The 20,098-nt window shown below is 55.4% G+C and carries 19 protein-coding genes; 7 read left to right on the top strand and 12 right to left on the bottom strand.

The window, feature by feature from the left end:
• Positions 1-15: 15 nt before the first annotated feature.
• Positions 16-1,398 (top strand): glycoside hydrolase family 1 protein, encoded by a 1,383-nt coding sequence (locus HV041_RS20530; RefSeq protein ID WP_121585232.1) that lies wholly within the window; start codon positions 16-18, stop codon positions 1,396-1,398.
• A gap of 46 nt (positions 1,399-1,444) precedes the next feature.
• Here the strand turns inward: HV041_RS20530 and nepI are convergent, their stop codons facing one another.
• From nepI to HV041_RS20515, 3 genes are all read right to left on the bottom strand, one after another.
• Complete coding sequence (gene nepI / locus HV041_RS20525; RefSeq protein WP_048213750.1) at positions 1,445-2,638, bottom strand: purine ribonucleoside efflux pump NepI; 1,194 nt, start codon at positions 2,636-2,638, stop codon at positions 1,445-1,447.
• Between the two features lie 129 nt (positions 2,639-2,767).
• On the bottom strand, positions 2,768-3,304 hold the full coding sequence (locus tag HV041_RS20520; RefSeq protein WP_048213751.1) for an SRPBCC domain-containing protein: 537 nt from the start codon (positions 3,302-3,304) through the stop codon (positions 2,768-2,770).
• Between the two features lie 99 nt (positions 3,305-3,403).
• The gene (locus HV041_RS20515) at positions 3,404-3,856 is read right to left on the bottom strand and encodes a DUF1198 family protein (RefSeq protein ID WP_003827141.1); all 453 of its coding nucleotides are present in this window, start codon (positions 3,854-3,856) and stop codon (positions 3,404-3,406) included.
• 105 nt (positions 3,857-3,961) lie between these two features.
• Between HV041_RS20515 and HV041_RS20510 the strand changes: the two genes are divergently transcribed.
• The gene (locus HV041_RS20510) at positions 3,962-4,867 is read left to right on the top strand and encodes a LysR family transcriptional regulator (protein ID WP_121585233.1); all 906 of its coding nucleotides are present in this window, start codon (positions 3,962-3,964) and stop codon (positions 4,865-4,867) included.
• A gap of 47 nt (positions 4,868-4,914) precedes the next feature.
• Here HV041_RS20510 and uhpT read toward each other — a convergent pair whose 3' ends face one another.
• From uhpT to ivbL, 7 genes are all read right to left on the bottom strand, one after another.
• Positions 4,915-6,306 (bottom strand): hexose-6-phosphate:phosphate antiporter, encoded by a 1,392-nt coding sequence (gene uhpT / locus HV041_RS20505; RefSeq protein ID WP_003023929.1) that lies wholly within the window; start codon positions 6,304-6,306, stop codon positions 4,915-4,917.
• A 142-nt stretch (positions 6,307-6,448) separates the two neighbouring features.
• Entirely contained in the window at positions 6,449-7,777 is a 1,329-nt protein-coding gene (locus HV041_RS20500) for an MFS transporter (protein ID WP_003023927.1), read from the bottom strand.
• Between the two features lie 9 nt (positions 7,778-7,786).
• Positions 7,787-9,289 carry a signal transduction histidine-protein kinase/phosphatase UhpB gene (gene uhpB, locus HV041_RS20495; protein WP_121585234.1) on the bottom strand — a complete coding sequence of 501 codons (1,503 nt, stop codon included), beginning with the start codon at positions 9,287-9,289 and terminating at the stop codon, positions 7,787-7,789.
• Entirely contained in the window at positions 9,286-9,879 is a 594-nt protein-coding gene (gene uhpA / locus HV041_RS20490; protein ID WP_048213756.1) for a transcriptional regulator UhpA, read from the bottom strand. Before uhpA ends, uhpB begins: the two co-directional genes overlap by 4 nt.
• Positions 9,880-10,034: 155 nt before the next feature.
• Complete coding sequence (gene ilvN, locus HV041_RS20485) at positions 10,035-10,325, bottom strand: acetolactate synthase small subunit (RefSeq protein ID WP_003023914.1); 291 nt, start codon at positions 10,323-10,325, stop codon at positions 10,035-10,037.
• Between the two features lie 3 nt (positions 10,326-10,328).
• The gene (gene ilvB / locus HV041_RS20480) at positions 10,329-12,017 is read right to left on the bottom strand and encodes an acetolactate synthase large subunit (RefSeq protein WP_121585235.1); all 1,689 of its coding nucleotides are present in this window, start codon (positions 12,015-12,017) and stop codon (positions 10,329-10,331) included.
• 107 nt (positions 12,018-12,124) lie between these two features.
• A complete protein-coding gene (gene ivbL / locus HV041_RS20475) occupies positions 12,125-12,223 on the bottom strand; it encodes an ilvB operon leader peptide IvbL (protein ID WP_003827118.1) in 99 nt (32 codons plus the stop codon).
• Positions 12,224-12,743: 520 nt separating this feature from the next.
• Between ivbL and tisB the strand changes: the two genes are divergently transcribed.
• The 3 genes from tisB (at position 12,744) to emrD (ending at position 15,168) form a co-directional block, all read left to right on the top strand.
• Positions 12,744-12,833 carry a type I toxin-antitoxin system toxin TisB gene (gene tisB, locus HV041_RS20470; protein WP_003023909.1) on the top strand — a complete coding sequence of 30 codons (90 nt, stop codon included), beginning with the start codon at positions 12,744-12,746 and terminating at the stop codon, positions 12,831-12,833.
• A gap of 123 nt (positions 12,834-12,956) precedes the next feature.
• Positions 12,957-13,790: a DMT family transporter gene (locus HV041_RS20465; RefSeq protein ID WP_121585237.1), complete on the top strand. Its 834-nt coding sequence runs from the start codon at positions 12,957-12,959 to the stop codon at positions 13,788-13,790.
• A gap of 193 nt (positions 13,791-13,983) precedes the next feature.
• Entirely contained in the window at positions 13,984-15,168 is a 1,185-nt protein-coding gene (gene emrD / locus HV041_RS20460; protein ID WP_121585238.1) for a multidrug efflux MFS transporter EmrD, read from the top strand.
• On the opposite strand, the gene HV041_RS20455 is transcribed toward emrD, so the two are convergent.
• Together HV041_RS20455 and dsdC are read right to left on the bottom strand one after the other, a co-directional pair.
• Complete coding sequence (locus HV041_RS20455; RefSeq protein ID WP_165712722.1) at positions 15,095-16,177, bottom strand: cellulase family glycosylhydrolase; 1,083 nt, start codon at positions 16,175-16,177, stop codon at positions 15,095-15,097. The genes emrD and HV041_RS20455 overlap by 74 nt on opposite strands.
• Positions 16,178-16,255: 78 nt before the next feature.
• Positions 16,256-17,182, bottom strand: a complete 927-nt coding sequence (dsdC, locus tag HV041_RS20450) for a DNA-binding transcriptional regulator DsdC (RefSeq protein ID WP_121585517.1) — start codon at positions 17,180-17,182, stop codon at positions 16,256-16,258.
• A gap of 229 nt (positions 17,183-17,411) precedes the next feature.
• Here dsdC and dsdX point away from each other — a divergent pair, with 229 nt between their 5' ends.
• Both dsdX and dsdA read left to right on the top strand, forming a co-directional pair.
• Positions 17,412-18,749: a D-serine transporter DsdX gene (dsdX, locus tag HV041_RS20445; RefSeq protein ID WP_121585240.1), complete on the top strand. Its 1,338-nt coding sequence runs from the start codon at positions 17,412-17,414 to the stop codon at positions 18,747-18,749.
• A 17-nt stretch (positions 18,750-18,766) separates the two neighbouring features.
• Positions 18,767-20,089 carry a D-serine ammonia-lyase gene (gene dsdA / locus HV041_RS20440; protein ID WP_121585241.1) on the top strand — a complete coding sequence of 441 codons (1,323 nt, stop codon included), beginning with the start codon at positions 18,767-18,769 and terminating at the stop codon, positions 20,087-20,089.
• The last annotated feature ends 9 nt before the right edge of the window (positions 20,090-20,098 follow it).

Genomic DNA, 20,098 nt, shown 5'->3' with positions numbered 1-20,098 from the left:
TCAAGGAGCAAGATAATGCGATACCGTTTTCCTGATAACTTTTGGTGGGGGAGTGCCTGCTCGGCGCTGCAAACCGAAGGGGATAGCCTGAATGGCGGCAAAAGCCAGACAACATGGGACGTGTGGTTCGACCGCCAGCCAGGGCGTTTCCACCAGGGGGTTGGCCCGGCGAACACATCCACGTTTTATCAGCACTGGAAACAGGACATCGCACTGCTCAAACAGCTGAAACACAACAGCTTCCGCACCTCAATCAGTTGGTCACGACTGATTCCGGACGGTACTGGCGAGGTGAATCCTGAGGCCGTCGATTTCTATAACAACGTCATCGACGAGCTGCTGGCGCAAGGCATTACGCCATTTATCACCCTGTTCCACTTTGACATGTCAATGGTGATGCAGGAGAAAGGCGGCTGGGAAAACCGTGACGTGGTTGAGGCGTTTGGCCGCTACGCACAGACGTGTTTTACATTGTTCGGCAACCGGGTGAAGCACTGGTTCACCTTTAACGAACCGATTGTTCCGGTAGAAGGCGGCTATCTGTATGACTTCCATTACCCAAACGTGGTGGATTTCAAACGCGCGGCCACCGTGGCGTATCACACTGTACTGGCGCATTCCGCGGCGGTGCGCGCGTATCGCGCCGGAAACTACGGCGGTGAGATCGGTGTGATCCTAAATCTGACGCCCTCTTATCCACGCTCTCAGCACCCGGCGGATGTGCAAGCCGCGCACCATGCGGATCTGCTGTTTAACCGCAGCTTTCTTGATCCGGTACTAAAAGGGGAATATCCGGCGGATCTGGTCAAACTGCTGAAAGAGTACGATCAGCTACCAGCCTGTCAGCCAGGCGACTGTCAGCTCATCGCCGAGGGGAAAATCGACCTGCTCGGTATCAATTATTATCAGCCGCGCCGCGTGAAATGTCGTGATACTGCCGTCAATCCAAACGCGCCGTTTATGCCGGAGTGGCTGTTTGATTATTACGAAATGCCGGGGCGTAAAATGAACCCGTACCGTGGCTGGGAAATTTATGAACCTGGTATTTACGATATTATTACTAATCTTCGTGATAATTACGGCAACCCGCGCTGCTTTATTTCTGAAAACGGTATGGGTGTGGAAAATGAGCAGCGTTTCGTTGAGCATGACCAGATCAACGACAGCTATCGTATTGAATTTGTTTCTGAGCATCTTAAATGGCTACATAAAGGCATCAGCGAAGGTTGTAATTGTCTTGGCTACCATATGTGGACTTTTATTGATAACTGGTCCTGGCTCAACGGATATAAAAACCGCTACGGTTTTGTTCAGTTAGATTTAGCAACGCAAAAACGTACGGTGAAAAAGAGCGGCGAATGGTTTGCCCATACAGCCGAAAACAATGGTTTTAATTAAAAATAACCAGGATGCCGGATAGCGATCCGGCATACCGAGCTTTAGTTTATTGCATACCCTTTATGCGAACTTTTGCTGCCACCAGAAGCGCCGTCAGCAGCATCAGGCTGCCGGAAAGCATCAGGGGCGACAGCAGTCCGAGAGTATCGAGCGCATAGCCTCCCACCGCAGCCCCACAGGTATTGGCAAGCTGGATCACGGCGACCTGCACCGATCCGGCTTTTTCTGCCTGATCGGCAAGCGAGCGCGTGATCCACGTCGACCAGCCGACCGGTACCAGCGCAAACAACAGTCCCCAGATAATCGCAATACCCGCCGCCACCACTTTGTCACTGCCCCACAGAATCAGGACCAGTGCACTGAGCGCCAGCACCAGTGGCGCACCGGCTAACGCCAGTTTGACCGAACGCTTCAAAATCATCGACGAAAGCGACGTACCAACAAAGCTGGCAATACCGAAGCTCAGCAGCACCAGCGTCAGGCCATCAACGTCAAAGCCCGCCAGATTCATATAGATCGGGCGAATATAGGTAAAGAAGGCGAACTGCCCGGCAAAGGACATAAAGATGGCGATCATGCCAGCCATCACGCCCGGACGTTGCAGCAGACTGAACATATTTTGTTTTTGGTGCGACGGCTCGCCAGGCAGCGATGGCAGCGATCTCACCACCCAAATCGTGCACAGCACACCCATCACCGCCGCCGCATTAAATACGTTACGCCAACCGATGATGCCGCCCAAAAAGCTCCCCAGCGGTGCAGCAATCACCAGCGCGATGGAGACTGCGCCAAAAATAACCGACAGCGCCTTCGGCACCGTACGTGCAGGAACCAGACGCATGGTCAGCGACGCCGACATCGCCCAGAAGCCACCAAGCGCCAGACCGAGACAGGCGCGGCCAATGAGCAGCAGCGAAAAAGAGTTGGCAAAGGAAACCAGCAGACAGGAAAGCGTCAGCAGCACCGAAAACAGGATCACCACGTAGCGACGATCGGTCGCCTGAATAATTTGCGTCACAAACAGGCTGGCGAACATGGCGACAAATGCCGTCACGGTCACCGATTGCCCGGCAACACCTTCCGAAATACCCAGATCCTGCGCCATCGGCGTTAACAGGCTAACGGGCAGAAACTCAACAGTTATCAGGCAGGCAACGCAGAACGCCACGGCAAATACCGCCGACCAGTTAGGTCGGGAATTTGCCTCAGCGCGGGATTTTTGTTCAACAGCTTCACTCATTTTGTTACCTGCGTGGGGTTATTGTAGAAAAGTTACGCAGTGTAACATTAAATTTGTGACGCATTTAACGTTTTGACAACTATTCATCGGATGTCGGCTGCACCTTATCCGGCCCAGGACAGAGCACCCTTACTGGCTCAATTTAGCGTCACGCGCAGCCCGGGCCAGGCCGGTTATCCACTCCTGGTGACCGTTGATCATCGGATTGGGCAGCGTACGCGCCAGTTCTTGTGCCGGAACGCCAATTTGTGATTCCTGGGTCAGAATACGTACGCGCCCGCCGGGTAAATCCTCAAAGAGCCAGGCGTGGATCACATCCAGACGTGTAGTGGCATCACCTTCCGCCCAGCCATGCCAGGCAACACGCGCGGCCTGGCCGTCAACCGGCGGCACATACTCGGTGATTTGCGCTTCGATTGGGAAACCAAAAGTCGTAAAACGAAAACGGGCATCCATGCTTAACAACGGACCGGAACCGTCATGAAACCGGATATCCGCCACGTTGCTGTAATACGTTGGCCAGCGCGTTGTGTCATTAAGCTGTGCCCAGACGGCACGGGCGCTCAGTCCGGCAACGATAATTTCATTTGAGGCAAAGTTATCGGTCGTCCCCGGCAGATACGCTTCAGGCCAGATAATTGCACTTTGTTGAGTCGCGTGATTCATGATGTACCTCGTCGTGTGAGTTAACGAGGTACATCATGCTTTCGCGTAAGATATAAAGATAATGACGATTCAAAATAATCGTCATCATAAATTTTGATATCAGTGCAGCCAGTGCACGCCATCCTCTGGCTGGAAAAAGGCGTTATAGCGCATCTGGAACGCATTAAGCTCCTGCATATCCGGCTCCATCTCGCGCAGAAAACCAAGCGCCAAACGTACCTGCGCATCGGTAATAGGTGCAGCCAGCCGGGCTTTTTGCAGCCAGCGGTGCCATTGCAACAGGTTCTGCTCACTGCCGTCGACAATCACGATTTGCCAGATCAACAGCACCTGGGCGGCATTTTGCAGATGTGATTCATCAGGGCGGTGGAGGTACTGTAAAAAAGCCTCACCCTGTACTTTTCCCATCTGATCGATCATCGATTCTACCGGCACGACATCAATGTTCAGTCGCTCGCTCAGACGGCGAATTGCCCGCCGCGACCCGGACGTTAGCACCCGAAATCCCACCACAAAAACAACCACCAACGTGGCCAGCATTATCCAAATCATGCGCACATCCATTACCAGACAGGATGCCCATCATAGCGGCTAATTCACCTCTGTCGACGACTGAACGTGTCATAATGTGACTTATTGAACTCGCAGGCAGACATCATGATATCTGATATCAGAACGCTCGATCTTAATCTGTTAAAAACGCTGGATGCCCTGCTGGATGAACGCAGCGTAACCCGGGCGGCACAGCGGCTGTCGCTCACTCAGCCTGCGGTAAGCGGTATGCTCAACCGCCTACGCGACTATTTTGACGATCCGCTATTTAGTCGCACACCGCACGGCATTGTCCCGACGCTGCGTGCCCAACAGTTGGCCGCCCCGGTCAAACAGATCCTCAGCGACATCGATATCCTGCTTAAACCGACACAGTTTGACCCGCTCACCGCAGCGCTCACCTTTACCGTCGCCGCTACGGATTACGCGCTCAAAGCGGTGATCGTGCCGTTTATTGCCGCGCTTCGCGTGCGCGCCCCAGGCATCCGTGTGCGGGTGGTTCCGGTTGAGCCAGCGCTACTTACCACGCAGTTTGAGCAGGGGAAAGTCGACCTGGCGTTACTGACGCCGGATACAACGCCCGACAACCTGCACAGTCGGGGGTTATATGATGAAGAGTACGTCTGCCTCATGCGTCATGAGCATCCTGACGCGAGAAAAACGCTGACGCTCGATCGCTTCTGCGCGCTGGAGCATGTGCTGGTTTCTTATGAGGGTAAAAGTTTCTGGGGCGTCACCGATGAGGCACTGGAAAGCGTCGGACGCCAACGGCAGATTGGTTTGTCGGTTAGCAGCTTCCTGGTGTTGCCGGACATCCTCGCCATCAGCAATATGATTGCCGTGGTTCCTGCCCGTCTGGCATATGACGAGACACGAATGTGCGTTTTGCCGCCCCCGCTGCCCATTGCCGGTTTTACAAAAAGCATGGCCTGGCATGAACGCACGCACCGCGATGCCGCTCATCAGTGGCTACGTAATCTGGTACATGAAACCAGCCAGTTTAAGGCATAAAAAAGCCCGCCATTAAGGCGGGCAAAAGTTACCAATGCACACTTAACTTAAGCGACTTTCAATTGTTGAATCTTTTTCTCGCGGCGAATTTTACGTTCTTCAAACACGGCCACGATGGCCATCAGACAGATACAACCGATGGCGGCGGTGTCCAGCGCGGCGAAGGTTCCTGCCCAGCCAGTGAGGCCGAAAATCGGCGTGCCGTCGGCAATCATTCCCAGACCAAGCTTGGCGAAGCTGTCACCAATCAGATAAGCAAAGGTGCCTTTAATCCCATCGGCTGCGCCGATCGCTTTTTTCGGTACAAATCCGACTGCCGCAACGCCGATTAACAGCTGCGGACCAAACACCAGGAAGCCTAGCGCAAACAGCGAAGCCAGATAAACGTACTGGTTGCTGGCGTGCTGATAAACGCCCAGGGTGGCGATAATCAACGCCAGCGCCACGCAGGCCACCAGCGCACGGCGACCATTCGCCAGGTCAGAGAGCCAGCCCCACAGCAGCGTGCCGACCAGCGCGCCCACTTCAAACAGGGTAAAGCCCTGAATCGCCACTTCTTTGGAGAGCTTTAGCTCCTGGAAAGCGTAGACAGTGGACCATTGGTCAATACCGATACGCACCACGTACAGGAAGATGTTCGAGAAACATAACAACCAGATCACTTTGTTTTTCAGCACGTACTCAACAAAGATCTGCCATTTCGTCATCTCGTTTTCTTCGGTCTCTTTGTCTTCTTCGCTGATCTCCTCGCCGAACAACTCTTCAGCTTTACCGAGACCATAAGATTCCGGGGAGTCACTGCCGTAGCGCAGGCCGATAAAACCAACAATCAGCGCGATAATCGACGGGAAGATAAACATCCCGATGACGTGACCGTCGAACAGATAGTTAGCGCCAAACAGCGCCACGCCTGCCGCACCCGCACCGCCGAGGTTGTGGGAGATGTTCCACATACCGAGGTAAGAACCCCGCTTGCGACGCGGCGTCCATTTGGTGATGGTGGAATAGCTACACGATCCGCCGGTACTCTGGAAGAAACCACTCAGCGCATAGAAGGCGATCATCAGAAACAGGCTGGTTGAACCCGCGCCCATGCTGGCGCTGAAGCCGAGCATACAGATGGCAGAGAGGATCAGCATAAACGGCAGGAACTGCTTGGTGTTTTTGCCGTCCGCGTAGTAGGAAACCAGCGTTTTTCCCACGCCGTAGGTGATGGAGAAGCCCAGGCCAATCATCCCCAGTTGCGTCATGCTCAGCCCGTAGGTGGAGATCATGTCGTTCTGCGCGATGTTGAAGTTTTTGCGGATCAGGTACATGGTCAGGTAGCCGATGAAAACCACCAGATAAGACTGCATGAACGGTTTGAACCACATTTTGCGCCGCACATCGAGCGGCAGATCCAGGGTCGGCTTGCGCACCTGGTTGAGAAAGGCCAGCATTTGACACTCCCGAGCTAATTTTTATACCTGCGAATAGCAGGCATTGTAAAAATCAGCCGGGAGACGCGCCTGAGACAGCGTCCAGGTGAAACCGGGAAAATTTCTTAGTTTTGCCCCACTCAGGGCAAAAAGGTGAGGTGCATCACGCTTCGTTGAGATCGCGCGGAGCCTGAGCGTTTAAAAACGGCAGCAGCAGCAGCGCGGAAATCCCCGCCGCAATGGCGATCACCACAAAAAACCCGGTCCAGTGCCAGACCTCCATCACCTTCGCCAGCGGCCAGCCGGAGAGCGATGCCCCCAGATAGGCAAACAGCCCAACAAAACCGGTTGCTGCACCTGCCGCCTCTTTGTGCGAACACTCCGCTGCCGCCATGCCGATCAGCATCTGCGGGCCAAAGACGAAGAATCCGGTGGTGAAAAAGCACGCTGCCTGCATCACGTAACTGGCGAACGGCATCAGCCACAGCGAGCCAACGGAGAGCAAAATTCCGGCGGCAAAAATCAGGTTCATTGGACCGCGGTTGCCGTTAAACAGCTTGTCCGAGCCCCACCCCGCCACCAGCGCGCCAACAAATCCGCCCAGTTCGAACATGGTCACGGCGGTATTGGCAGTCACCAGATCCACGCCGAGCGTCTCAGACATGTACAGATTGCCCCAGTCGTTGATCGCGGCGCGGACCACGTACACCAGCACATAACACAGTGACAGCAGCCAGATATAAGGATTCAGCAGCACATAGCGGGTGAGGATCTCTTTACGGCTCAGCCCTGCACCTTCCTGCTGCTGGGCAATTTCCAGTTCATCATGCCGCCAGTCGCCAATCGGCGGCAGACCAATCGCCTGCGGTCTGTCGCGCAGTCGCCAGCAGAGGAAAACCCCCACCACAATCGCCAGCAGCCCGGCGATCATCATCCCGGCGCGCCAGCCGTAGTGCAGCGCTGTCGCCGCCATCACGATAGGGATCAGCGCCCCGCCGACGTTGTGCGCGGTATTCCACAGCGCCCACCAGCCGCCGCGCTCGGTACGCGAATACCACGCGGTCAATAAACGCGCGCAGACCGGCGACCCCCAGCCCTGGAAAAAGGCGTTCAGCGCCCACAGCACCGCAAAGGCCCACAGTGAGGTAGAGAATCCAAACAGAATGTTCACCACGCCGGTGGCGATCAGCCCGATGCCCATAAAATAACGGGCGTTGGAGCGGTCGCTGACGATACCGGAAACAAACTTCGACAGGCCGTAGGTGATGTAAAACAGCGTCGCCAGTAGCCCAATATCGCTGCGGGTCAGCACGCCGCTGGTGAGGATATCCGGTACGGCGGCATTGAAGCTTTTGCGTGTGAAATAGAACAGCGCGTAGCCGAGCCAGATGGTAGTCAGGATATGCCGCCGCCAGTAGCGGTAGCGGGCATCCACTTCCTGCTTGTCGGTGATGAGCGGCGCATTAGCCGGGGCTTTTAAAAACGCAAACATGGCCGCTCCTTACACATAACGTTGAGGCAGTGACACGCTGACCCGCGTGCCGTGCGTACAGGAAATCGACAGCGATCCTCCGAGGGCGCTAATCCGTTCACGCATCCCGGTGAGGCCAAATCCATGCTGATTCGACCCCGGCGGCAGGCCGCTGCCGTCGTCCTCAATCACCAGCATCAGTCGTTCATCCTGTTGCCAGCCCTGAAGCGTCACCGCGCTGGCGTTGGCGTGCTTAACGATGTTATTCAGCCCTTCCTGGCAGACGCGAAACAGCGTCACCCGCTGGCTTTCGCTGAGTGCAGATTCGTCAATTCGCCAGTCGAGATGACTAACGATGCCACGGCTTTCCAGCTCCATTTCCCGCATCAACGAACGGATAGCCTGCTCCAGCGTTAAATCATCTAACTGGCGCGGGCGTAAACGCCCCAACAGGCGACGTACCGAATCGTATACCCCGAGAGAAAGCTGCTCGATATGCGCCCCGCTGCGCTTCACGCCCACGTTCTCCGGAGCCAGCCGCTGAACGATACCGGCCTGAGTACGAATCGCGGTGATGGTCTGGCCGATATCATCGTGCAGTTCACGCGCCACGTCGCGGCGCACGCTTTCTTCGGTTTCCAACAAACGTTCCGCCAAACGATGATTACGCGCCAGCTCGTTTTGCAACGACTGGTTGAGTTCACGCAGGCGCTGAATACCCGCGCCGAGCAGCAGCCCGGTCAGGCTCTGCGCCAGCAAGGAGAGCAGCAAGTCGACGGGATGGTCGTGCCAGGTCTGGCTGGCAATCAGCGCGATGGCATTCATTAGCGTAGCGATCAGCGCCCCCTGCCAGCCATAGTGCCAGGCAAGTGCAATGATCGGCAGCGCCAGGCAAAACGGCGTAAAGCGTGACAGTTCATTCGGCAGACCCAACTGCAACCACAGGCTGACACTGAACAACAGCAGGTACCAGACCAGATGTCGTCCGCGCCAGTTCACGGGTTGAGAAACCACCGCAGGTCCCAGCGGCAGCCAGGTGGTGCTGGTCAGATAGTGCCAGAATACCAGGCAGATCGGCGCCAGCGTTAACCCGCCGGTGAGCGTCAGCAGTAGCACGGTCCACGCCTCTTCGCCTTGCCCAAGCCAGGGCAGCGATTGCAGCAATGCCGCCGCCGTAAGAGCCGCGCCCTGCAACAGCAGCGTGCGCCAGTCGCGCTGATGGCGGTATCGCGAAATCAGCATCACCGGGAATAGCGTGAGGGCACTTCCGATTATCAAAAGTGGCAAATGGGCCAGCGCCACTTCCTGCGCCAGCCAGAAAAGAAGCAGCCATTCCGCGCCCAACAGTACCGGCCAGTAGCCACGCGGACATTGCAGCATCAAGCCCAGGCGCAGGCCAAACGGAAACAGCAATACCGCCAGTTCCGGGCGCTCAACCAGATGCAGGCTGATGCTCCACAGGCAGAACCACGCGGCAGAGAAGATAAAGAAGCAGGCAACAACGGTGATTAACCGGGAAAAGAACGTGTTCATTGCCAGCCGTCAAACATCCGGCGGGCCAGTTCGACGTCGTTGCTAACGCCCAGCTTTTCCATCAGGTTGGCGCGGTGCACGTGTACCGTTTTTGGTGACAAGCCCAGTTCAGCCGCAATCTCTTTGACTGCCATGCCTTGCGCCAGTTTTTCTGCCACCTGACGTTCGCGTTTGGTGAGCGGGTCCTGACGTCCGGCCGCCAGTTTGACGGCGATGTCCGGCGTTAAATAGCAGCCGCCGGTCGCCACGGTACGCACCGCGGCAATCAGCTCATCGGGGCTACAGCGTTTTGAGAGGAAGCCTCGCGCCCCTGCGTTCAACGCCTGCTCCACCAGCGCCGGGCTGTCGTGGACGGAGAGCATGATAATCGCCATGCCTTTTGGCAACTGGCTTAACAGTTCGAGGCCGGAAATGTCAGGCATGGAGATATCGCAGATACAGACCTGCACGCCGCGCCCCGGCAATCCTGCCAGCGCCTCGCTACCTGAGCCAAACTCAGCCACCACCTGCAAATCAGGTTCCAGCCCCAGCAGTTGGGCAAAGCCGGAGCGGACGATAGTGTGGTCGTCGATAAGGGCAACGGTAATCATGGGTTATGTCCTGGTGCTGGAAAACGCCTGATGGCGCTGCGCTTATCAGGCCTACGGGCGGGTGCCGCTGTAGGCCGGATAAGGCGTTAATGCCGCCATCCGGCAAAAGCGCTTACCTTAACGATAAGCGCGTTGCTGTTCAAGCCTTGAGCGGGTTACTCGAAGAAGACGGTAATCTTGTTAAACATCGATGGATCGGACTGGTTGCGCGCGACTTTCACCACATCTTCCAGTTTATCAATCTGACTTATCATCTGTTCCAGACGCTGGTCATCGTTGACCAGTAGCCAGATGCGGCTCTTATCGCTGTCCTGAATCGGTAGACAGAGGATGCCTTCCACGTTGAACGCACGACGGGCGAACAGGCCGCAAACGTGAGTCATTACGCCGGGGTGGTTACGCACGGTGAGTTCCAGGATTACGTTGTCATGAGTCTGCTGTTGCATGGCTTATTCCCCCACCATTTCAGTGTTTGCCGCACCCGGCGGTACCATCGGGTACACTTTTTCTTCTGCATCAATACGTACGTGGATCAGCGCAGGTCCTGGACGATTAATTATCTCCTGCAGCGCCGCCTGTGGATCCGCTTCATGATTTAAATCGCAGGTTTCGAGACCAAAACCGGCGGCAATCTGCATAAAGTTAATCATCCCCGGATAGGTCGCAGCAAACACGCCTTGTTTATAGAACAGGCTCTGCTGCTGATACACCAGACCCAGCGCTTCGTTATTCATCAGGATGATTTTAATATCCAGCTGATTTTCACTGGCAGTCGCCATTTCCTGAATATTCATCATCAGACTGCCGTCGCCGGAGAAGCACAGCACTTTCTTGTCCGGGTTCGCCAGCGCTGCACCAATCGCTGCGGGCAGACCGAAGCCCATGGTCCCCAGACCACCAGACGTCAGCCACTGACGTGGGCGATTCAGCGGGTAGGCCTGCGCCGCCCACATCTGATGCTGGCCCACGTCGGTAGTGATGATGGCGCTGTCATCCACGCAAGCCGCAACGGCGTTAATCAGCCCATAATGGCTGAGCGGGTCGCTTTCCTGCGGAATAGTGCAAGGGAATTCACGTTGTAAATCGGCCACCGTCTGATGCCACGACTCTCGCGGCTGCGCGTCAATTAATGGGATCAATTGCGCCAGAACCTCATCGACATCCGCCTGAATCGCCACGTGCGGTTGTTTGATTTTACCCAGTTCCGCGCGGTCGATATCTACGTGAATGATTTTGGCGTTCGGGCAGAACTGCTCCGTTTTACCAATCGCCCGGTCATCAAAACGTGCGCCCAGAACAATCAATAAATCCGCTTCTTGCAGAATAAAGTTGGTGCTGCGTGCGCCGTGCATGCCCAGCATACCTAACGACAGTGGATGCGCTTTTGGCAACATGCCCAGCGCCATTAAGGTCATGGTGGTGGGCAGCATCGCTTTTTCCGCTAGTTCACGTACGCGCTCAGGTGCGTTAATCACGCCGCCGCCGAGATACAACACCGGACGTTGTGCCGCATTAATCATGGCGGCAGCATCGCGAACGCTGTCCGCGCTAAAGGTTGGCGCAGGGGCTTTTTCTGCAGGCTCCGGCATCTCTTCAATTTCAAATACGGCTGTTTGAATGTCCTTAGGTATGTCTATCCACACCGGGCCAGGGCGTCCTGACTGCGCAATGCGGAAGGCATCGCTCATGACCTGCGGTAATTCATTGATATGGCGAACCAGATAATTGTGTTTGGTGATGGGGATAGAGATGCCGTAGGTGTCAACTTCCTGGAAAGCGTCGGTGCCGATCATCGAGGCCGGAACCTGACCGGTGATACACACCAACGGGATGGAATCCAGGCGCGCATCGGCAATAGCGGTCACCAGGTTGGTTGCGCCCGGTCCGCTACAGGCCATACAGACGGCGGGTTTACCCTCGGTTCGTGCCATCCCCTGGGCGATAAACCCCGCACCCTGCTCGTGGCGCGCCAGGATATGACGGATTTTCGTGCTTTGGCTCAAGGCGTCGTAGACGGGGAGAATTGAGCCGCCAGGAATACCGGTGACCACTTTAATTCCCTGACGTTCCAGGAAATGAACGATGAATTCTGCGCCCGTAAAACGCGTACGCTTGGATGTTATGCCCGAACTTGCCATGCTCCAGTCCTTTTATTCTGGGCCTTTGCTCCGGGCAGGTCTCTGAAACGAAAAACCCCGCCCGGTTTGCGCCGGCGGGGTTTTGGAATCGTGTGTTGTTCCGGACCCTACGGCGCATTGCCGACGACCACCACCACACGCACGACGACCGCTGCGCGAGATGGCGCAGTTTTTAGTAGGGTCGCAGTCAGCATGGAAGGGTTCATTAGGGGCCTTGTCTGTTTGTTGGTTAACAGGATTTATACAAACACAGGTTTTTCAGCGTGACAATGGAAAATTTTTCATCTGTGCAAAAATGCGCCAAAGATCACGTTTATCTGTACGCAATGTAAAAACAAAAAACCCCGCCGGGGCGAGGTTTTTTTCAGGGTTTGCGGCTGGTAACCGCAGAACACACTGTGTTACGTCAACGCAAGAAGTATACGCGATCGGGAAAGAACGCGCAATTTAAGGCACGGATTTTGACGTTTCTGAGTATGGATCGCTTTGCGGATTTTGTCCATAAAACACTGTTCATACATACAGCATTTATCTATACTGTAAATGTTCGCAGTGCGCGAGGGGGCCGCTGTTTTACCGGCGCATCAAAGTCCTGGCTGAAACGGGTGGTGCCGTCAGCGCCTTAACCCCCTAAGTGAGCACACTGTGTTACGTCAACAAAGGTGCTGGCAACAGGCAGCGGCGAGGTACGCCAGCACCGTGCTCCTTGTACCAAAAGGAGAGCGTATGAGCCTCGTGGATATCGCTATTCTTATCCTCAAACTCATTGTTGCAGCACTGCAACTCCTTGATGCCGTTCTGAAATACGTTAAGTAATTCAGATTCAAGTCGCACCTAAGGGGGGCGGGTAACACTCCGCTCCCCTTTCACCTTCTCCCTGGTGCTTGTGTCGTGCCAATGTGTTACGTTTTTATGACATCCTCAGGGAAGAATTCCGCCATGACGCTTTCTGTTTTCTGCATTTTGCTGTTCGCCGCACTGCTGCATGCCAGCTGGAATGCCATCGTAAAAGCGGGAAACGACAAGTTGTACTCGGCTATAAGCGTCAGCGGAACCGCTGCGATCATGGCGCTGATTTGTTTACCCTTTGCGCCGCAACCCTCTGCCGCCAGCCTGCCGTTTTTAGCTGTCTCAACCGCATTACAGGTGGTCTATACCGTCCTGGTCGCTAAAACCTATCAGGTTTCGGATATGAGCCAGACCTATCCTCTGATGCGCGGCACAGCGCCGCTGCTGGTCGCGATTATCAGCGTCCTGTTTCTTGGCGATAGCCTCTCGCTACTCGCCTGGGTGGGGATTGCCACCATCTGTCTGGCTATTCTCGGGATGGCATTTAACGGACGCAGCGGTTCGCAACGTGGGATTATCCTGGCACTCATTAATGCCTGTTTTATCGCCGGTTATACGCTGGTTGATGGCACTGGCGTCAGGCTTTCAGAAACCGCGCTGGGCTACACGCTGTGGACCTTCTTTCTGAACGGCTCCTGCCTGCTGGGTTGGGCGATGATCGCCCGCCGCCGGGAAGCGTCACGTTATCTGGTACAGCAGTGGAAAAAAGGTATTCTTGGCGGGATTGGTACGATGGGGTCTTACGGCCTGGCACTGTGGGCGATGACTCAGGCCCCGCTGGCGGTGGTCGCTGCACTGCGTGAAACATCCATTCTGTTTGGCGCACTGCTCGCGTGGCTGCTGCTGAAAGAAAAGGTTGCCGGAATACGTCTTGTCGCAGCCGGAGGTATTGCCGCCGGCGCAGTTTTACTCCGCTTATCATGATCGCGTTGTAAACCCGATGTAATCCGGCAACATTTGTTGCCGGATTTTGTTTACATTTCCTGCCGTCCATCACACAAACATTCCAGCCCACTATCTGGCCTTCTTTTTCTGTTGTGGTAGATTCCACGCGCATTTACGGGAAAGTGCAGCACCTTATTCTTCTTTTTTCTCTTTTTTAAAAGTAATCAGCGAAATGAAAAGGCATAGAAGTGTCAATTTGTTGTTGATGTTGGTATTACTGGTGGCGGTAGGTCAAATGGCGCAAACCATTTATATCCCCGCGATTGCTGATATGGCGCGTGAACTGAACGTTCGCGAGGGGGCGGTGCAAAGCGTAATGGCCGCCTATCTGTTGACCTATGGTCTATCACAACTGGTTTACGGTCCCCTTTCAGACCGCGTTGGCCGCCGCCCGGTTATCCTCGCCGGGATGTCTATTTTTATGCTGGCCACACTGGTCGCGATTACCACTCATAGCCTGACGGTACTGATTATCGCCAGTGCCATCCAGGGGATGGGAACGGGCGTCGGCGGTGTGATGGCGCGAACGTTACCGCGCGATCTGTACGAAGGCACGCAACTGCGTCACGCCAATAGTCTGTTAAACATGGGGATTCTGGTCAGTCCGCTGTTAGCTCCGCTGATTGGCGGTGTGCTGGATACAGTGTGGAACTGGCGCGCCTGCTATATTTTCCTGTTGATTCTGTGTGCGGGCGTGACGTTTAGCATGGCACGCTGGATGCCGGAAACGCGCCCTGCGGGTGCGCCGCGTCCACGGCTGATCGCCAGCTACAAAACCCTGTTTGGTAATAGCGCTTTCACCTGTTACGTGCTGATGTTGATCGGCGGCCTGGCGGGCGTTGCGGTCTTCGAAGCCTGCTCCGGGGTATTGTTAGGCGCACGGCTCGGTCTAAGCAGCATGGTGGTCAGTATCCTGTTTATTCTGCCTATTCCGGCGGCGTTTTTCGGCGCATGGTTCGCCGGTCGCCCGAATAAGCGTTTCTCAACGCTAATGTGGCAGTCGGTGATCTGCTGTCTGGTAGCGGGTTTAATGATGTGGATCCCAGGGCTGTTTGACGTGATGAACGTCTGGACGCTGCTGGTTCCTGCCGCACTGTTTTTCTTCGGTGCCGGAATGTTGTTTCCGCTGGCAACCAGCGGTGCAATGGAGCCTTTCCCGTTCCTGGCAGGCACTGCCGGCGCGCTGGTTGGGGGATTACAGAACATTGGTTCCGGCGTGCTGGCGTGGTTCTCTGCCATGCTGCCGCAGACCGGGCAAGCCAGTCTGGGCCTGCTGATGACCCTTATGGGGCTGTTGATTTTTGTTTGCTGGCTTCCGCTGGCGTCACGTGTATCGCATCAGGGACAGGCGGTTTAAGCGTATGATGGCCCGGCTTATCGCCGGGCTTTTCGCATTCTGGCGCGATCATCGTCGTCAGCAACGGCTCCAGCGCCGGACGCCAGGCCCCTTCTTCGCCATCATAGAACTGCATATCCGCATTGATAGCATAGGGGATTTTCGCCTTGCGCAGTTCACATGCCATAAACCGTGCAAATGCAGTTTGCGCGGCAGAAGGCGCGTTTTTGATGGTCTCTCCCGGCGACCAGCCCCCCACCCAACTGAGATGACCCGTTTTCTGTTGCCAGTGAATGGCCGTATTAATACGGGCGCGAATGGCGGCTTTTTCTGCCGCAGTCCCCGACGTCCAGGGATACTTACCGTTATTTTTTAGCGGCCCCCACGGGAAGATATGCCATTCAGCCAGAACGGTATTCTGACTTTGCGGCGGTAATTTCAGATTAGGCAAATCTTCCGGTGCCGCGCGCAGTCGCGGAGCAATGAAAATCATCCGCTGCGGCGAAATGGCGTGGATTGTGCGAATCGTTTTGTCGTACACCCGATTGAGCGAAGTCTGATTGTGATTAAGCTTATCAGCAGGCTCATAAATCAGGTCAAAACCCAGCAACGGCGAGCTTTGCCCAAAGTAATGCGCCACTGCGACCCACCAGTTAACCACCTCTTTTTCGTTACCGGCGCTGGGGTCTTTTTTATATTCGTCAGCCTGATAGGCGATTATCGGGATCACGCCGTATTGCTCGCAAGCCTCTACCAGCTTGCGCAAATGGATGAGCCTGGCTTCTGTTGGCTCACCAGCCACACGAATACGCACATGAGAGATCCCCTTCGCCTTGAAATCCCGTACCACCAGCGGATCGAACTCGCGGATACCGCGATCGGTGCGAGCCCAGTCTACGTCCATCCCAACGCCAAGCTGCTGCGCATACAGCGCCGCCGTCAGCACAGGGGGCGCGGCATACACGGTGGCGCTGGCTAACAGTAAAAGGGAAACAATCGGTTTTAACACGGTCGTCCTTACGCAAATCATCAGGAGTGATATCACGTATTTAGCATGCTTTTTCACTTTCCGTGTAGAGAGAAAGCGTAAAAAATATTCGCGGCCCGCTTATTTAACCTGCTCCTGAAGCCAACCAATAAACGCCTCAATTTTCGGCCACTGCCTGCCGGGCAGCGTGGTGATGTAATAGTGTTGATGGCATTTCAGCGCCATATCACCGAAAGGCGCGACCAGTTCCCCGCTGTCGAGACGTTTCTGCACCAGCCGCTTTCGGCCCATCGCCACGCCGATATGGTTCATGGCGGCAATTACCGCTAAATCAGAACGATCAAAGCCGATACCCGATGATGTCGGCAAATTCACGGCAAAATGCTGCGCCCAACTGTGCCATTCATCGGTTCCTGAGTCGTTATTCCATGCCTGTCTGTCATGCAGCAAGGTGCAGTGCGGCAAATTCACCAGCGAACCGGTAAGGTCATGGCGGCGAGCGTAGTCCGGGCTGCATACCGGCAGGATCTCTTCATCCATCAGGAAGTGGTGCGTAAGCTGCGCGGAGGGCGCATCGTCAAAATAGATAGCCAAATCGACCCCGGCACGCTGTAAATTGACGTTGTCGTTGCCGGTCAGGATGGTCAGTGAAATTGACGGGTAGCGACGGGTAAAGTCACCGAGCGCCGGAACCAGCCAGCACTGGGCGATAGAAGGCCGTGAGTAGACGGTAAGCGTCCCGGACAGCTCCTGGTTTTTAATATCGAGGATTTCCTGATTCAGCGTATCCAGCGACGATTTCAGCGCCCAGAACACCCGCTTACCCTCGTGGGTGAGTTCCACTTTACGGTGTGAACGGACAAACAGCTGAATGCCCAGCTCATCTTCCAGCTGATTAATGCGATGGCTGACGGCGCTGGGGCTTAACGACAGCTCATCTGCCGCCAGCGCAAACGACTGATGCCGGGCCGCCACTTCAAAGGTATACAGCTTTGACAGCTGCCAGCCATTGAGCAGCCGGTTTCTGCCCTCGCGTAGGGGATCCAAACTCACCTCCAGTCCTCCTGATTCATGCGCCGGAGTGTAAAAAAGTTCGCTGTAAAAATCAGCACAAAGATGAATCAAGGTGAATCATATCGCATAAATGCAGCGTAATTAGACGTAAATCACTCATTTGATGCAATCTGGCTCATGTGAAAGGAGATTTATATCGTTTGTCAGACGGTGCCTTATTTTTGTCCAATAACCTTTTATTAATCACAGGGCAAGGTGAGCTATGCACTCTCAAATCTGGGTTGTGAGCACGCTGCTGATAAGCATCGTGTTAATCGTTTTGACCATCGTGAAGTTCAAATTCCACCCGTTTCTGGCGCTGCTGTTAGCCAGTTTCTTCGTGGGTACGATGATGGGGATGGGGCCGCTGGATATGGTCAATGCCATTGAGAGCGGCATCGGCGGTACGCTGGGCTTCCTCGCGGCGGTTATTGGCCTTGGGACCATTTTGGGCAAAATGATGGAAGTGTCCGGCGCAGCCGAACGCATCGGTCTGACGCTGCAGCGCTGCCGCTGGCTTTCCGCCGACGTCATTATGGTGCTGGTCGGGCTGATTTGCGGGATCACACTGTTCGTTGAGGTCGGCGTGGTGCTGTTGATTCCACTGGCCTTTTCGATTGCTAAAAAAACCAATACCTCATTACTGAAGCTGGCGATTCCGCTGTGTACGGCGCTGATGGCAGTACACTGCGTCGTACCTCCGCATCCGGCGGCGCTGTTCGTAGCCAACAAGCTGGGCGCAGACATTGGCACCGTGATTGTCTACGGCTTACTGGTGGGCTTGATGGCATCGCTAATCGGCGGGCCGTTGTATCTGAAATTCCTCGGCAACCGTCTGCCATTTAAACCGGTACCGGCTGAGTTTTCCGATCTCAAGGGACGCGATGAAAGTACGTTGCCGTCGCTGAGCGCCACGCTGTTTACCGTCCTGTTACCCATTGGCCTGATGCTGGTCAAAACCGTCGCTGAGCTGAACATGGCGAAAGGCGGTACGCTGTATACGCTGCTGGAGTTTATTGGTAACCCGATCACCGCGATGTTTATCGCCGTTTTCGTGGCCTATTACATTCTCGGTCTGCGTCAGCACATTGGCATGGGTGCGCTGCTGACCCACACCGAAAACGGTTTTGGCTCGATAGCTAACATTCTGCTGATTATCGGTGCAGGCGGCGCATTCAACGCTATCCTCAAGAGCAGCGGGCTGGCGGATACTCTGGCGCTGATCCTCTCAAACATGCATATGCATCCGATTCTGCTGGCGTGGCTGGTGGCGTTAATCCTGCATGCCGCGGTGGGTTCCGCCACGGTGGCGATGATGGGCGCGACGGCAATTGTGGCACCGATGCTACCGCTGTACCCCAACGTTAGCCCGGAAATCATCGCCATTGCCATCGGTTCCGGCGCTATTGGCTGCACGATCGTCACCGATTCCCTGTTCTGGCTGGTGAAGCAGTATTGCGGCGCCACCCTGAATGAAACGTTCAAATACTATACGACCGCGACATTTATCGCGTCCGTTATTGCACTGGCTTGCACATTCCTGCTTTCCTTTATTATCTAAGCGCGAAGAGACTGACTATGGAAAACATTCAAACACTTATCGCCCAGCATCCTTTAGTGGAAGATCTGGTGGCTCTGAAAGAGACAACCTGGTTTAACCCTGGCACCACCTCTCTTGCAGAAGGTTTACCCTATGTTGGCCTGACAGCACACGACGTTGAGGATGCCCACGCGCGTCTGACGCGCTTCGCACCGTATCTGGCGCAGGCCTTCCCGGAAACTGCCGCTACTGGGGGCATTATCGAATCTGAGCTGGCCGCCATCCCGGCCATGCAAAAACGGCTGGAAAAAGAGTTCGGGCAGCCTATCCACGGCGAACTGCTGCTGAAAAAAGACAGCCACCTGCCAATTTCTGGCTCAATCAAAGCGCGTGGCGGCATTTATGAAGTCCTGACCCACGCGGAAAAACTGGCGTTGAAAGCGGGTCTGCTAACGACAAATGATGATTACAGCATTCTGCTTTCTCCTGAGTTCAAACAGTTCTTCAGCCAGTACAGCATCGCAGTAGGTTCAACTGGCAACCTGGGGATGTCTATCGGCATCATGAGCGCCCGAATCGGCTTTAACGTTACGGTCCATATGTCTGCCGATGCCCGCGCGTGGAAAAAATCCAGGCTGCGCAGCCACGGCGTGACGGTGGTGGAGTACGAAGAAGATTACGGAGTGGCGGTTGAACAGGGCCGCAAAGCGGCACAGTCCGATCCGAACTGTTTCTTTATCGATGATGAAAATTCCCGCACGCTGTTCTTAGGCTATGCGGTCGCCGGTCAGCGTCTGAAAGCGCAGTTTGCCCAGCAGGGGCGCGTGGTGGATGCCGATCATCCGTTGTTTGTTTACCTGCCATGCGGTGTGGGTGGTGGCCCTGGCGGCGTGGCGTTTGGCCTGAAGCTGGCATTCGGTGACAACGTTCATTGCTTCTTCGCAGAACCCACCCACTCCCCGTGCATGCTGCTGGGGATTTACACCGGGCTGCACGATACCATTTCCGTGCAGGATATCGGCATCGATAATCTGACAGCGGCAGATGGGCTGGCAGTCGGTCGCGCCTCGGGCTTTGTTGGCCGGGCGATGGAGCGTCTGCTCGACGGTCTGTATACGCTGGACGATCAAACGATGTACGACATGCTGGGCTGGTTGGCGCAGGAAGAAGGTATTCGCCTTGAGCCATCGGCGCTGGCGGGCATGGCTGGCCCTCAGCACGTTTGCGCCTCCACAGATTACCAGCAGATGCAAGGATTGAGCGCGGATCAGCTCAATAACGCCACGCACCTGGTGTGGGCGACCGGCGGCGGCATGGTGCCGGAAACCGAGATGGCGCAATACCTGGCGAAAGGGCGCTAACCCCCTCTG

The sequence above is a fragment of the Citrobacter sp. RHBSTW-00029 genome (assembly GCF_014104295.1).
Taxonomy (GTDB): domain Bacteria; phylum Pseudomonadota; class Gammaproteobacteria; order Enterobacterales; family Enterobacteriaceae; genus Citrobacter; species Citrobacter youngae.
The sequence above is the reverse complement of the archived record's forward strand: the minus strand, read 5'-3'. Positions and strand labels throughout refer to the sequence as shown.

Bases quoted from the DNA above. Each gene is read 5' to 3' on its own strand.
- uhpT (WP_003023929.1), bottom strand. From the start codon at position 6,306: ATGCTGGCCTTTCTCAACCAGGTGCGCAAGCCGACCCTGGATCTGCCG.
- uhpB (WP_121585234.1), bottom strand. From the start codon at position 9,289: ATGAACACGTTCTTTTCCCGGTTAATCACCGTTGTTGCCTGCTTCTTT.
- uhpA (WP_048213756.1), bottom strand. From the start codon at position 9,879: ATGATTACCGTTGCCCTTATCGACGACCACACTATCGTCCGCTCCGGC.
- tisB (WP_003023909.1), top strand. From the start codon at position 12,744: ATGAGCCTCGTGGATATCGCTATTCTTATCCTCAAACTCATTGTTGCA.
- nepI (WP_048213750.1), bottom strand. From the start codon at position 2,638: ATGAGTGAAGCTGTTGAACAAAAATCCCGCGCTGAGGCAAATTCCCGA.
- HV041_RS20530 (WP_121585232.1), top strand. From the start codon at position 16: ATGCGATACCGTTTTCCTGATAACTTTTGGTGGGGGAGTGCCTGCTCG.
- HV041_RS20455 (WP_165712722.1), bottom strand. From the start codon at position 16,177: ATGATTTGCGTAAGGACGACCGTGTTAAAACCGATTGTTTCCCTTTTA.
- dsdA (WP_121585241.1), top strand. From the start codon at position 18,767: ATGGAAAACATTCAAACACTTATCGCCCAGCATCCTTTAGTGGAAGAT.
- ilvN (WP_003023914.1), bottom strand. From the start codon at position 10,325: ATGCAACAGCAGACTCATGACAACGTAATCCTGGAACTCACCGTGCGT.
- HV041_RS20520 (WP_048213751.1), bottom strand. From the start codon at position 3,304: ATGAATCACGCGACTCAACAAAGTGCAATTATCTGGCCTGAAGCGTAT.
- ilvB (WP_121585235.1), bottom strand. From the start codon at position 12,017: ATGGCAAGTTCGGGCATAACATCCAAGCGTACGCGTTTTACGGGCGCA.
- emrD (WP_121585238.1), top strand. From the start codon at position 13,984: ATGAAAAGGCATAGAAGTGTCAATTTGTTGTTGATGTTGGTATTACTG.
- HV041_RS20510 (WP_121585233.1), top strand. From the start codon at position 3,962: ATGATATCTGATATCAGAACGCTCGATCTTAATCTGTTAAAAACGCTG.
- ivbL (WP_003827118.1), bottom strand. From the start codon at position 12,223: ATGAACCCTTCCATGCTGACTGCGACCCTACTAAAAACTGCGCCATCT.
- HV041_RS20515 (WP_003827141.1), bottom strand. From the start codon at position 3,856: ATGATTTGGATAATGCTGGCCACGTTGGTGGTTGTTTTTGTGGTGGGA.
- dsdX (WP_121585240.1), top strand. From the start codon at position 17,412: ATGCACTCTCAAATCTGGGTTGTGAGCACGCTGCTGATAAGCATCGTG.
- HV041_RS20500 (WP_003023927.1), bottom strand. From the start codon at position 7,777: ATGTTTGCGTTTTTAAAAGCCCCGGCTAATGCGCCGCTCATCACCGAC.
- HV041_RS20465 (WP_121585237.1), top strand. From the start codon at position 12,957: ATGACGCTTTCTGTTTTCTGCATTTTGCTGTTCGCCGCACTGCTGCAT.